General features: G+C 72.9%; 10 protein-coding genes and 1 pseudogene. 4 read left to right on the plus strand and 7 right to left on the minus strand.

Annotated features, from left to right (window positions below; genetic code table 11):
- Positions 1–1279 precede the first annotated feature (1279 nt).
- From BS72_RS37240 to BS72_RS14375, 4 genes are all read right to left on the minus strand, one after another.
- On the minus strand, positions 1280–1438 hold the full coding sequence (locus BS72_RS37240) for a DUF6760 family protein (RefSeq protein WP_198545893.1): 159 nt from the start codon (positions 1436–1438) through the stop codon (positions 1280–1282).
- Complete coding sequence (locus tag BS72_RS14365; RefSeq protein WP_037910883.1) at positions 1435–1941, minus strand: hypothetical protein; 507 nt, start codon at positions 1939–1941, stop codon at positions 1435–1437. The genes BS72_RS37240 and BS72_RS14365 overlap by 4 nt, the downstream gene beginning before the upstream one ends.
- The gene (locus BS72_RS14370; protein WP_037910885.1) at positions 1941–2384 is read right to left on the minus strand and encodes a phage tail protein; all 444 of its coding nucleotides are present in this window, start codon (positions 2382–2384) and stop codon (positions 1941–1943) included. Before BS72_RS14370 ends, BS72_RS14365 begins: the two co-directional genes overlap by 1 nt.
- Positions 2385–2451: 67 nt before the next feature.
- Complete coding sequence (locus BS72_RS14375) at positions 2452–4050, minus strand: phage tail sheath family protein (RefSeq protein WP_037910886.1); 1599 nt, start codon at positions 4048–4050, stop codon at positions 2452–2454.
- Positions 4051–4700: 650 nt separating this feature from the next.
- Between BS72_RS14375 and BS72_RS39905 the strand changes: the two are divergent.
- The 4 genes and pseudogenes from BS72_RS39905 to BS72_RS14395 all read left to right on the plus strand — a co-directional run bounded on the left by BS72_RS39905 (position 4701) and on the right by BS72_RS14395 (position 9379).
- Positions 4701–6133 (plus strand): annotated as a pseudogene (locus BS72_RS39905) (COG1470 family protein).
- Between the two features lie 162 nt (positions 6134–6295).
- Positions 6296–7255: a COG1470 family protein gene (locus tag BS72_RS34110; RefSeq protein WP_037915820.1), complete on the plus strand. Its 960-nt coding sequence runs from the start codon at positions 6296–6298 to the stop codon at positions 7253–7255.
- Complete coding sequence (locus tag BS72_RS39910; protein WP_051951111.1) at positions 7252–7734, plus strand: hypothetical protein; 483 nt, start codon at positions 7252–7254, stop codon at positions 7732–7734. Before BS72_RS34110 ends, BS72_RS39910 begins: the two co-directional genes overlap by 4 nt.
- 205 nt (positions 7735–7939) lie before the next feature.
- Positions 7940–9379 carry a hydrolase gene (locus BS72_RS14395; RefSeq protein ID WP_037910889.1) on the plus strand — a complete coding sequence of 480 codons (1440 nt, stop codon included), beginning with the start codon at positions 7940–7942 and terminating at the stop codon, positions 9377–9379.
- Between the two features lie 28 nt (positions 9380–9407).
- Here BS72_RS14395 and BS72_RS14400 read toward each other — a convergent pair whose 3' ends face one another.
- The 3 genes from BS72_RS14400 to BS72_RS14410 form a co-directional block, all read right to left on the minus strand.
- On the minus strand, positions 9408–11423 hold the full coding sequence (locus tag BS72_RS14400) for an ATP-binding protein (RefSeq protein WP_037915827.1): 2016 nt from the start codon (positions 11421–11423) through the stop codon (positions 9408–9410).
- Positions 11424–11539: 116 nt separating this feature from the next.
- On the minus strand, positions 11540–12223 hold the full coding sequence (locus BS72_RS14405) for a DUF4255 domain-containing protein (protein WP_037910890.1): 684 nt from the start codon (positions 12221–12223) through the stop codon (positions 11540–11542).
- A gap of 276 nt (positions 12224–12499) precedes the next feature.
- Positions 12500–13168: a helix-turn-helix transcriptional regulator gene (locus BS72_RS14410; protein WP_037910892.1), complete on the minus strand. Its 669-nt coding sequence runs from the start codon at positions 13166–13168 to the stop codon at positions 12500–12502.
- Positions 13169–13277: the final 109 nt, after the last annotated feature.

A 13277-nucleotide genomic window follows, 5' to 3' on the forward strand; every position in this document is an offset into this window, starting at 1 on the left:
TGCCGCCTGGGCCCGAGCGCCCGGAAGGGCTGCCACCCGGGCGGGTGGCGGTGCCCGTGGTGCTCCGCGCGGCCGCTTCGGGCCGCACCGGCGGCGTCCTCACCTCGCCGGTGTCCAGGGCACGCCGCACCGCCGGGGCAGGTCCGGCGGGGCTGGTGCCGCCGCCCGGCGGCCTCTCCGCCGTACCGCCCGTACGCGTGGCCACCGCCCGCTGCACCGGGGCGGCGGGCGGTTCGGTCCTGGGAGCGGCACCTGCGGGGTGGGCCTCGGCCTCACCAGGCCCGGCAGGCGCCTGCCCGGCCGATGTCCGCGGGGCCGACGCCCGCGGGGCCGACGCCTGCCCGGCTCCGCCCGCGGGGGCCGGGCTCCGCCGGGCCACCGGCAGTACCCGCCGCTGGACCGCCGTCGGCGCGCCGTGCGCCCGCGTCAGGGATGTCGGCCGGGGGGACGGGCTCGCCTGCACCGGCGTCACCCGCGGCCCCGAGGGCGGCTGCGGCGCGGCAGCCGCGTTCGTGAGGCCGCCCGTGAGGGCCCTGGCCTGCTCAGGGGCGGGATCGGGTCCCGCCGTCGGCGCCAGGCCGCTCAGCGCGGAGGGTCGAACCGCCGCAGCGCGCTGCACCGCCGCCGTACGGCCGCCCGTGCCGCTCGTCGTGCCCGTACCGCCCGTACCGCCCGAGGCGGCTCCCCGGGCCACCGGGGCCACCGCCGCGACGGACCGGCCGCTCCGCGCCGGGGGGAAGCCGGGGCTCACCGGGGCCGCGTCCGGTCCGGGCGCGGCGGGGCTCGGGGGAAGCGCCCGCAGCGGTACGGCGGGGGCCCGCTGCACGACCGCCTCGGCACCCGCCAACGGCAGGGCGCCCGCGAGGCGTTCGAGCCCGGAGACCGGTCGGGCCGACACCGTGGGTGCCGCCGCGCCGAGGATCGAGGTCGACTCCCCGTCCAGGACCGCGTGGGACGCCGTGCCCATGAACGAGGGGTTCTGCCACGTGGGCAGCCGGCCGCCGAACCCGGAGTCCGCGACGCCCGCCCGTCCGGTGGCCAAGGCCCGCTGGATCGGCGGCAGTCCGGCCCAGGACGCCGCCACCGGCACCACGACCGCCGGCCCGGCCCCGCTCCGGCCGCCTTGGCCGCTGGTGCCGCTCTGTCCGCCCTGGCCGCCCTGGCTTCCGTGCCCGGACGCCTCACCGGCGGACGGTGCCTCGCCGGCGGACGGTACGCCGGAGGGGCCCGCCTCCGTCCCATCCGCTCGGCCTCGCAGCCGCTCCAAGAACCCCACCGCTCAGCCCTCCGCTCCGGCGCGCGTCACCAGGGACGCGATCTCGTCCGTGTAGCGGCGGCGGTCGTGGTGTTCCAGGTCCAGGATCTGCTCCAGGCTCCAGTGGAAGTGGTAGGCGACGTACGCGATCTCCTCGTGCAGCCGGTCGTTCGCGTACGTCACGATTCCCCCAGGCGGCTCCCGCCGAGTTCGACCTCGAAGGGCTCGGAGCAGTGCGGGCACTCGACGGCGGCCCGGGTGTGGCCCTCCGCGTTGATCTGCCGGTAGAAGTCCTGGAGGAAGGCCAGGTCCGACGCGAACATGTTCTCCACGATGCCGTCGTGGACCATCGGGACGTCCCCGAGCCGGGTGATCACCCGGCCCAGGAGCACCACCGACAGGAACGCCGGGTTCTCCTGCACCCGCACGTCACGCAGCGGGACGAGTTCGTCCCGCGCCGTGGACAGCCGCATCACGCCGTCGCGGTGCACGACGCCCGACTCGTCCACGTACCCGCGCGGCAGCTGGAACGGGAACTCGGTGCGCAGCTGCCGCTGCTCCTCCCGCTGTTCCTGGCGTTGCTGCTGCGGGACCGGCGCGGCCGGCGCGGCCGCCGGCGCGGGCTGCGCCGGGGCCGTGCCGGACTCGCCGGCGGTGTCGCTGATCCTCGCGGCCGAACGGCGCATTACTCGATGACCAGTTCTTCGAACACGATGGTCACGGTCTCGGTGAGCGCCGAGGCCTCGCCGGCCTTCACCGTGCTCGCGTCGATCTTGTTGCACCAGGCGTTGCGCAGGTGGTAGCGCTTCACCGGGTTGTTCTGGAAGTCCATCATGATGATGGAGGCGTTCTTCCGGGCCGTGCTCATCTGGCCGGCGATCGACTCGTTGATCCACTGGGTGAACGAGTCCGACTGGGTCATGCCGCGGACGACGGTGCACGTCCCGTTCTTCTTCACACCCGGCATGTTCTTGACCACGTTCTGGCCGTTGGGGGTGTTCTGCTGGTAGGTGATGACGTCCTGCTCGATGCTCATGCCGCTGACCTCGGCGAGGTACTCGACCATGACGCCGTCGATCTGCAGGCCGAAGTTGTGTGAGGTGAGGGCGTCACCCGGCTGAAGGCTCATGTGTGTCGCTGTCCTTGTGAGGGTCTTTGGGGTGGCGGAGGCGTACGGCGGCGGAGGCCGGGCCCGGCTACTCCTCCAACTCCCCGCTGCCGCTGGAGAACTGCGCCAGCCGGAAGATCACGAACTCGGCGGGCTTGACCGGCGCGATGCCGATCTCGCAGACCACCCGGCCGACGTCCACCGACTCCGGCGGGTTGGTCTCCTCGTCGCACTTGACGTAGAAGGCCTCCTCGGGACGCCGGCCGAAGAGGGCGCCGCTGCGCCACTCGTTGACCAGGAACGCCGAGATGTTGCGCCGGATACGGGCCCACAGGGCGTGGTCGTTCGGCTCGAAGACCACCCACTGGGTACCGAGGAGGATCGACTCCTCCAGGTAGTTGAAGTACCGGCGGATGTTCAGGTAGCGCCAGGCCGGGTCCGAGGAGACGGTACGGGCGCCCCAGACGCGGATGCCGCGGCCGGGGAAGGCCCGGATGCAGTTGACGCCGATCGGGTTGAGCAGGTCCTGCTCGCCGCGGGTGATCTGGGTCTCCAGGTCCACCGCGCCGCGCACGACCTCGTTGGCGGGCGCCTTGTGCACGCCGCGCTCGGCGTCGTTGCGGGCCCAGATGCCGGCGACGTGGCCGCTCGGCGGGATCAGCACGGACTGGCCGCGGGCCGGGTCGAAGGACTTGATCCACGGGTAGTACAGGGCGGCGTACTTGGAGTCGTAGCCGGCCGTCTCCTGGCGCCACACTCGGATCTGACGGGCGTTCAGACTCGGCGGCGGGTCGATGACCGCGACCCGGTCGCCCATCAGCTCGCAGTGCGCGATCAGCCCGAGCTGGACGGCCTTGACGCCCTCCAGGTCGATCGCGCCGCGCTGGTAGGCGGCCATCAGGTCGGGCACCGCGACCATGGAGATCTCGTCCACGGCCTCCAGGCCGCCGAAGCCGGTGCGGTCCGCGGAGTCGCCGAGGTAGTGGGCGGGGCCGGGGTGCGACTCGTCCCGCTGCGCGGGGACGGCGGGCGCGGCGGGAGCGGGGGCCGTGAGGGCCACCGTCTGCGCGTCCGGCCGGGCCAGCTGTCCGGCCGGCACGGCCTCGGCCACGGTGATGAGCTTGGAGCGTTCCCGCACCTGCGTGACGACGTAGTTGCGGCCGCCCTTCTTGGCGGTCACCTCGAAGGTCTCGGCGGCCTTGTCGCCGTCCTTGACCGTCAGCCTGAACCGGTCGGCCGGACCCTCGTCCTCGGGGTGCGTGACCTCGACGCTCAGGGTGCCGGTGGTGCCGGGGGCGATGGCCGCCACCGTGAACCCGCCGAGCTGCTTGGGCTCGCCCGCCTCCAGCGCGGCCGGGGCGGTGGAGCCGTTCACCGCGGCACGGCCGGAGCCGGCGGCGCCGTCGATCGGGGCGCCCTCGGACGTACCGCCCACCCGGACCACGTAGGCCGCGGAGCCGCCGTTGTTGAAGAAGCCGTAGACGGAGTGCGCCAGGTAGTACCCGTCGGTGAACTCGCCGAACGACGCGACGTACTGGCTCCAGTTGGTGACCAGCGTCGGCTCGTTCAGCGGACCGCTCGGCGCGAGTCCCACGAAGGCCGCGACCGACGTGCCCACTCCCTCGATGGGACGCGAGCCGCTGGCCACCTCCTCGACGTAGACGCCGGGCGACAGATAGGACGGCATGTTCTGCTCTCCTCGGGGTACGAGACAGGAACAGTCCCAGCCTCACGCAGCGTGGACGCACGCCGAAACGTCCTTGGGTACCTGATCGGGGGCACCGCCCTTGCCCACAAGGGCAAGGCGTCCGCGGGCAGCGGCCCGGCGGGCCGAGGGCGACCGGCCTTGGCATACTCCCGCGGCTTGAGCACCGTCGGGTACACCCGGTGCCGCGAGTCCCGGCCGAGGACGAGGCGGACGCGGGCTCCCGGGAGACGCGGCGTTCCCCGCCGTCCGCCGGAGGGCGAGGACGGCCCGCGGTGAGCGGCTGGTGACGGCGTGGTTCGGAGCGGCGGCCGATCCTGGACCTGCCGCCCGCACCCGCGCTCCAGGACGCGTCCGTGATCCACCCGCGGCTGTCGTCGCCTGCTGGTTCGCGTCCGACGACTGGTCCTGGCCGCGCATACGAGTCCCCGCAAAGGCGTAGTGGCAGTAAATCCACAGAAGTACCGCGCCCCACAAGGACGGGGGATGGCCTGCGGGGCACACCTGGGGGCAACGCGTCCTGCCCGTGGGCGACCTGGGGTCCGGCAGGTCACCCACGCCGTCCCCGGCGCGCAACTCCCCTGCCCCGCAACCCCATGCCCCGACCGTCAGCGAGGACATAGCGTGGCCGGGTGAGCCTTTGGACTTCTCTGGAACCCACGTCGGCCACGGTCGATCCCGGCAACAGCACAACCGTGCGGCTCCGCGTCCGCAACACCGGCGACGTGGTGGACGAGTACCGCTTCGAACCGGTCGGCGACATCGCCCCCTGGACCACCGTGGAACCACAGAGCCTGCGGCTCTTCCCCGGCACCACCGGCACCGTAGACCTGACATTCACACCCCCGCGCACCCCGGACGCCACCGCCGGACCCAACCCCTACGCCGTACGCATCACCCCCACCGAACACCCCGAAGCCACCACCGTCCCCGAGGGCAACCTCACCATCACCCCCTTCACCGAACTCCGCGCCGAACTCGTCCCCCCCATCGTCAAAGGCCGCCTCCGCGGACGCCCCCGCCTCGCCGTCGACAACCTCGGCAACACCAAACTCACCGCCTCCCTCAACGGCGGTGACAACGGCGACCAACTCACCTACGACATCCGCCCCAGCACCATCCAGATCGAACCCGGCCGCGCCGCCTTCATCGCCACCACACTGAAGCCCCGCAAGATCATCTGGTTCGGAACCAAGGAGCAACGCCCCTACACCGTCTCCGTCGTCCGCTCCGGCAACCCACCCCTCCCCGTCGACGGCACCTACATCCAACGCGGCTTCCTCCCCCGATGGCTCGCCACCTCCCTCGGCCTGATCACCGCCCTCGCCATCACCTTCGTCGCCTTCTGGATCGGCCACAAACCAACCGTCTCCAGCCACGCCGGCGAGAAGACCGTCGCCGCCGGCGCCGTCCTCACCCCCACACCCACCCCCACCGCACCCCTCCCCACACCACCCCCACCACCGCGGCGGCCACCACACCCCCCGTCCAACCGACCCAGACCCAGACGCCGAACTCCGGTGGGTCAGGCGGCGGCAAGGTCACCACGGCCCCGAAGCCCAAGCCGGAAACCGCCGCGACCGTCGTGAACCGCCTCGCCGCCAACGACCCGACGGGACGGCACATCTGCTACCGCGCCTTCGTCAAGGGCGAGGGCTGGCAGCCCCCGGTCTGCGACGGCACCATGGCCGGCGACAGCCAGAGCGAGCCGATCACGTCGATCAACATCTCCGCGTACGGCGTCAGCGGCATGGACGCCAACGCCTTCGTCCACAACCCCGACTCCACCAACGGGCAGGGCAAGTGGGAACCGACATGGGCGGGCATCAAGGCCGACGGTGTGGACAACTACATCGGCAGCACCGCGCCGGACGCCCCGACCATGTCCGCCTTCGCCGTCAACGTCGGCAGCGGGCAGGTCTGCCAGAACATCCGCCTGAACGGTGCCGACTGGGGCACCCAGGGATGCGCGGGTCCGCGAAGGGACTACACCTTCGGCGGCTCACTGGACAACTCCCGCTGGCTTGAGGCCGTTCAGCTCACGGTGCCGGCCGCCGCGCAGTGAGCCGGCCCGCGCTGAGGGCGGAGGTGGCGGCCTCCGGGAGCAGCCCGACCGAGGCTGCCGGAGACCAGGGGCCCGAACGGTCAGGCAGGTCCACCCCGACGGGCAACTCCCGCTGCCCCTACGCTTCCTGAACTACCCCCTCCAGGGCCCTAACGTGTCCGAGTGAGCCTTTGGACTTCCCTGGAACCCACGTCGGCCACGGTCGATCCCGGCAGCAGCACAACCGTGCGGCTCCGCGTCCGCAACACCGGCGACGTGGTGGACGAGTACCGCTTCGAACCGGTCGGCGACATCGCCCCCTGGACCACCGTGGAACCACAGAGCCTGCGGCTCTTTCCCGGCACCACCGGCACCGTAGCGCTGACATTCACACCCCCGCGCACCCCGGACGCCACCGCCGGACCCAACCCCTACGCCGTGCGCATCACCCCCACCGAGCACCCCGAGGCGACGACCGTCCCCGAGGGCAACCTCACCATCACCCCCTTCACCGAACTCCGCGCCGAACTCGTCCCCCCCATCGTCAAAGGCCGCCTGCGCGGACGCCCCCGCCTCGCCGTCGACAACCTCGGCAACACCAAACTCACCGCCTCCCTCAACGGCACCGACAACGGCGACCAACTCACCTACGACATCCGCCCCAGCACCATCCAGATCGAACCCGGCCGCGCCGCCTTCATCGCCACCACCCTCAAACCCCGCAAGATCATCTGGTTCGGAACCAAAGAACAACGCCCCTACACCCTCACCGTCAGCCGCTCCGGCAACCCACCCCTCCCCGTCGACGGCACCTACATCCAACGCGGCTTCCTCCCCCGATGGCTCGCCACCTTCCTCGGTGTCGTCGCCGCCTTCGTGCTCGCGTTCTTCGCCTTCTGGATGAGCCACAAACCGACGGTCGTCAGCGGCGCAGGCGAGAAGACGGCCGCGGCCGGCGCCGTCCTCACCCCCATACCCACCCCCACCGCACCCCTTCCCACGCCACCGCCCACCACCGCGGCGGCCACCACACCCCCCGCCCAGCCGACCCAGACGCCGAACTCCGGTGGCTCAGGCGGCTCCGGCGGCACCAAGGCCAGCACGGCCCGAAGCCCAAGCCGGAAACCGCCGCGACCGCCGTGAACCGCCTCGCCGCCAACGACCCGTCAGGGCGGCACGTCTGCTACCGCGCCTTCGTCAAGGGCGAGGGCTGGCAGCCCCCGGTCTGCGACGGCACCATGGCCGGCGACAGCCAGAGCGAGCCGCTCACAGCCCTCAACGTCGCCGCGTACGGCGTCAGCGGCACCCAGATCAACGTCCTCGTCCACGACCCCGGCTCCGCCGACGGCCAGGGCAAGTGGGAGCCGAACTGGACGCCCGTCACCGCCGACGGCAAGGACCTCTACTCCGGCAGCACCACGGCGGACGCCCCGGCCATGTCCGCCTTCGGCATCAACGTCGGCAGCGGGCAGACCTGCCAGAACATCCGCTTCACCGGTGAGGACTGGGGTACCCAGGGGTGCCAGGGATCACGGCCCACCTCCTGGAACTTCGGCGGCACCGGCGACAACGCCAAGACCCTTGAGGCGATCTGGATCACGGTGCCGGCCGCCGCCCAGTGACCCGGCCCGCACCAGGAGGGCGGCGGGAAGCAGCCGTGGCGGAGGGGCGCCCCGGGGCCCTTCCGTGGCCCTCTCCGTGGGGGCGGCCCGGCGAGGCTGCTCCCGGATCGGGCGTCCGAACGGTCAGCACGTCCATCTCGGCGGGCAACCGCCCCTGCCCCAACGCTTCCTGAACAAACCCTTGCCGGGGCCCTAACGTGTCCGAGTGAGCCTTTGGACTTCCCTGGAACCCACGTCGGCCACGGTCGATCCCGGCAGCAGCACGACCGTGCGGCTCCGCGTCCGCAACACCGGCGACGTGGTGGACGAGTACCGCTTCGAACCGGTCGGCGACGTCGCCCCCTGGACCACCGTGGAACCACAGAGCCTGCGGCTCTTCCCCGGCACCACCGGCACCGTAGCGCTGACATTCGCACCCCCGCGCACCCCGGACGCCACCGCCGGACCCAACCCCTACGCCGTACGCATCACCCCCACCGAGCACCCCGAGGCGACGACCGTCCCCGAGGGCAACCTCACCATCACCCCCTTCACCGAACTCCGCGCCGAACTCGTCCCCCCCATCGTCAAAGGCCGCCTCCGCGGACGCCCCCGCCTCGCCGTCGACAACCTCGGCAACACCAAACTCACCGCCTCCCTCAACGGCACCGACAACGGCGACCAACTCACCTACGACATCCGCCCCAGCACCATCCAGATCGAACCCGGCCGCGCCGCCTTCATCGCGACCACACTGAAGCCCCGCAAGATCATCTGGTTCGGAACCAAAGAACAACGCCCCTACACCCTCACCGTCAGCCGGTCCGGCAACCCACCCGTCCCCGTCGACGGCACCTACATCCAACGCGGCTTCCTCCCCCGATGGCTCGCCACCTCCCTCGGCCTGATCACCGCCCTCGCCATCACCTTCGTCGCCTTCTGGGTCGGCCACAAACCAACCGTCTCCAGCCACGCCGGCGAGAAGACCATCGCCGCCGGCGCCGTCCTCACCCCCGTACCCACCCCCACCGCACCCCTCCCCACGCCACCGCCCGTCACCGCACAGGCCACCGCGCCTCCGGCTCCGTCGACCCAGACGTCGAGCTCCGGTGGGTCGGGCGGCGGCAAGGCCACCACGGCCTCGAAGCCCAAGCCGGAAACCGCCGCGACCGCCGTGAAGCGCTTCGCCGCCAACGACCCGACGGGACGGCACATCTGCTACCGCGCCTTCGTCAGAGGCACGGGCTGGCAGCCCCCGGTCTGCGACGGCACCATGGCCGGCGACAGCCAGAGCGAGCCGATCACGTCGATCAACATCTCCGTGGAGGGTGTCAACGGCCTGAAGATCAACGCCTACGTCCACGACCCCACCTCGACCGACAACAAGGGTGTGTGGCAGCCGCAGGGCTGGACGAACTGGCACGTCGACGGCTTCGACCTCTACATGGGCAGCACGGAGGAGACCGCCCCGGACATGTCGGGCTTCGGCATCAGCATCGGCAACGGCGAGCAGATCTGCTCCAACGTCCGCTACAGCGGCGCGGACTGGGGCAGCTCCCCGTACTGCCAGGCGACGAAGTCCGAGTTCGCCTTCGGCGGCACGGTCGACAACGACAAGACCCTTGAGGCGGTCGAGTTCACGCTGCCGGTACCCGCCGCCCAGTGACCTGAGCCGTTCCGGCGGGGCGCCGTTGCTACCAGGCGCCCTCGCCCGGCACCAGACGCCCGGCCTTGCGGTACTCGCGCCGGGCGCCCTCCAGCAGGTCGGCGGTCGCCACCGGCTCGGCGCGGCCGGCCGCGAGGTAGGCGGCGGTCACCACGGCGCTGCGGATCGCCCCGCCCGCCAGCTCGAAGTCCGCCGCCACCGGCCCGGGGTCGATGCCGGCCGCGCGGGGCACGTGGGAGAGGCTGTGCCACCACAGGGCGAGGCGCTGCTCGACGTCGGGGAACGGGAAGTCGACGACCAGGTCCAGGCGCCGGGTGAACGCCTCGTCGATGTTGGCGCGCAGGTTGGTGGTGAGCAGGGCGATGCCGTCGAAGGACTCCAGGCGCTGGAGCAGGTAGGAGCTCTCCATGTTGGCGTACCGGTCGTGCGCGTCCTTCACCTCGGACCGCTTGCCGAAGACGGCGTCGGCCTCGTCGAAGAGGAGCACGGCGTCGGTCCGGTCGGCCTCGGTGAAGATCCGTTCGAGGTTCTTCTCGGTCTCGCCGACGTACTTGTCGACCACGGAGGACAGCTGGACCATGTAGAGGTCGAGCCCGAGTTCGGCGGCGACGACCTCCGCGGCCAGCGTCTTTCCGGTGCCCGACCCGCCCGCGAACAGCCCGAGCACGCCCCGGCCGCGACCGCCGCCCGCGCTGAGCCGCCAGTCGCCGAGCACCCGGTCGCGGTGCCGGGCGCGCAGCGCGAGTTCGCGCAGCTCGGTCAGCGGCCCGGCGGGCAGCACCAGGTCGTTCCAGTCGACGGCGGGCCGGATGCGGCGGGCGTGCTGTTCCAGGCCCGAGGCGGACTGCTGACGGGCGGCGAGGCGCAGGTGCGCGGGGGTGAGCGGGGTCCCGTCGAACGCGGCGAGGCCGCGGGCGGCACGGGCGGCACGGGCGATGTGGTCGTCGGCCAGGTGGTAGGGCAGGACGGTGGCGGCGAGGTCGAATCCGGGCTGCCCGCCGAGCGCGTCCGACCAGGCGTGGACCGCTCCGCCGGTGCGCGGGGGCGCCTCCAGGACGAGCGGGTCGTCGTCGCACCACTGGGGGTCGTACGGGCGCGGCCCGCAGATCAGCACCGGCACGTCGGTGGCGGACACCAGCTCGCGGACCAGCGCGCCCGGGTTGTCGGACAGGCCGATGACGACCGCGCTGCCGGTGAGGCGGGCCTCGCGCAGCAGGTCGGGGACGCGTTCGCGGGGGCCGGAGAAGCGCAGGGCCGGGATGCCGGCGGCGCTCAGCGCGGCGCGTATCGCGGCCAGGCCGTCGCCCTCGCGGCGCTCGCGTACGTAGACCGAGACCGGCGGGCCCGCGGTGATCCGGGCGGCCAGGCGGTCGGCGAAGCGGGCGGGTTCGCCGTCCGGGACCGGCTCGTACCCGTCCCGCGGCTCCCGTCCGTCGTGCGGCTCCGGGGCCGCGGGCAGCGGGTGGAGGTGCCCGGTGAGCGCCGCGTCCGGGGAGTCGTCGCCGAGGAGATGGGCCACCAGCCGGTCGGGGACGCGCAGCGAACGGCTCAGGAAGGGGCGTTCGGGCTCCTCCACGGACAGCAGCCCGAGCGCGCACAGCGGCGCCGAGGGGTGCAGCCTGGCCCGTGCGGCCGCCAGGTGGACGGGGATGCCGCACAGGTCGAAGGCGAGCGCCACGGTGGCCCGGCGCCGGCTGACGTCGTCGTTGAGGTAGCCGTACAGCGGCTCGAAGCCGCGGTCGACGTCGGGGGCGAGCGCGATGAGCAGGAGGACGGCGTCGAGGTCGGTCAGGCCGAGACGGGCGGCGAGGACGGACAGCCGGTCCGCGGGCTCGCCGGCCGGGTAGGGGAAGGTGAGCCGCACGGGCTCCACGGGGCGCAGCAGATGCCGTACGGCCTCGTCCGACAGGTACAGGCCGCGCAGGGGGTCGCCGGCCGTGGGGTCGCCGGCCGAGCGGTAGTCGACCAGCAGCGCCACCTGTTCCCGCAGGTCGGCGAGGCGGGCGAGGATCGGCTCGGCGACCGTGGGCCCGGCGGGGTCCACGGGGCCGGGGTCTTCGGGCGCGGCGGAGCCGGGGGCTTCGGGCGCGGCGGCCGTCGGGGCTTCGGGCTCGGCGGCCGGTTCGGAGTCATCGCGTCCGCGCGGCGCGGTCCGCGTGGTCACGTCGTCCGGCCCGAGGCGCGGTTGCGCCGTGCCGCCTCGCGCGCCTCCCGGGCCGCCGCCACGTGCCGGGGCCGGTGCGCGCGCTCCCGCGGCTCGGGCGGGGTGCCGTCCACGGTGCGGACCCGGACCGCGGCGCCCTCGGTGACGGGCGGCCCGGCGTCGTACTCGGGGTACGCCGGGAAGGGCGCGGTGATCACCAGGTCGAGCGACGGTTTCAGCTCCCCGCCGAGCGCGGACCAGATCTCCGCCAGGGAGCGGGCCTCGGTCTGGATGCCGGCCACCGACAGCGGCACGGTCATGCCCAGCGAGCCGAGCGAGCCCGGGAGTTCGCTGGGTGCGAGGAGTTCGCGGGGGATGAGCGTGGCCAGCACGGCGGACAGCAGCCGGTGTTCGTCCAGCGGCTGCTTCGTCCAGGCCGTCACCAGGTACGACAGCCGGAACCAGCGCGGCGGTTGGCGGCGCTTGACGACGACGTCACGCTCGTCGTACACGGGCATGTGGCCCCGCTGGCGCCGGTTGACGTCCTCGCGGATGTCGTACAGGTACGCGTTGACGGTGGGCGCGTTCCGGCGGGCGGCCCAGTCCCGGGTGGGGGCGTCGAAGGCGACGTCGATGCCCGAGCCGCTCAACGCCCCGCCGCTGAGCAGCTTCTTGAGGACCTCGTCCACTTCGTGGATCACCGTCGTGCTCCCACCCTGCCGTGCCCGGCCCGCGTGTCGTCTCTGCCCGCTGTCCGGCCCCCGTGGCCGCCCCGGGCGCCGTTGCTCACTCGCACGCTCCCCGCGTGCTCTTCGCGTCCGCCCTGGCCGTCACCCGGGTGCCGTGGTCGTCCGGTCACCCTGGCCCTTCCGGCCACCGTACCGATCCTGCCCGCCGGGCCGCCTGTCCCGGCGGGCAGGCCGGGAGGACGACGGGGCGCGGCATGCCCGGAGGGGCGGTCCCGGTTGCCCTTTCGGTCAGATGTAGCCTTCCCTCAGGGCCTGGGCAACGGCGTGCGCCCGGTTGCGGAGATGCAGTCGTGTGGTCAGGCCGTGCATGACGTTCTTGACCGTGCGTTCGGAGTAGGAGAGCTTGCTGGCGATCTCTCCGGTGTCGAACCCCTCGGCGACCAGCCGCAGCACGTCGATCTCACGCGGCGTCAGCCCCGCGGCCGGGGCGCCGGACCGCCCGGTGGCACCCCGGTGCAGCGTGCCCACCTGGTTGATGAGCCGGCCGAGCAGGTCAGCGGGCAGGTCGCCGTCGCCGCGGGCGGCGGCAAGGACGGCCTGCGCCAGCCGGGTCGCGGTGGCCTCGTGGCGCCACACGATGGCGCCGACGCCGCACTCGATCACGTCGAGCAGTTCGGCCTCCCGCAGAGCCCTCACGACGAGCACCGCCCGGGCGCCCTCGCTGCGCACCAGCCGGCGCAGCCGGGTCAGCGCGGCCTGGTCGAGCACGTCCTCGACGAGCACCGCCACCATGCCGGGGCCGGAGTCCGCCACCTCGCGGAGGTCGATCTCCGGGCACCGGCGCAGCTGGCTGTGCGCCCCCTCGCGCGAGATCGGGTCCTGGGCGTGCACCGCCACGCGAATCCGGTCCGCGGGGTCCGCCAGGCCGGAGTGTGTGCTGTGCGCTGCGCTGAACAAGCTTGTCCCCTATATCCACGTGCGTGCCACCTTGGTGCTGTCGGCGGCAGAACCGCACTCTCCACACTCGTGGGGCGGGTGGGATTCACACAATCGTGGAGTACCACGA

Origin of the sequence: Actinacidiphila yeochonensis CN732 (assembly GCF_000745345.1) — a bacterium.
GTDB classification, from domain to species: Bacteria; Actinomycetota; Actinomycetes; order Streptomycetales; family Streptomycetaceae; genus Actinacidiphila; species Actinacidiphila yeochonensis.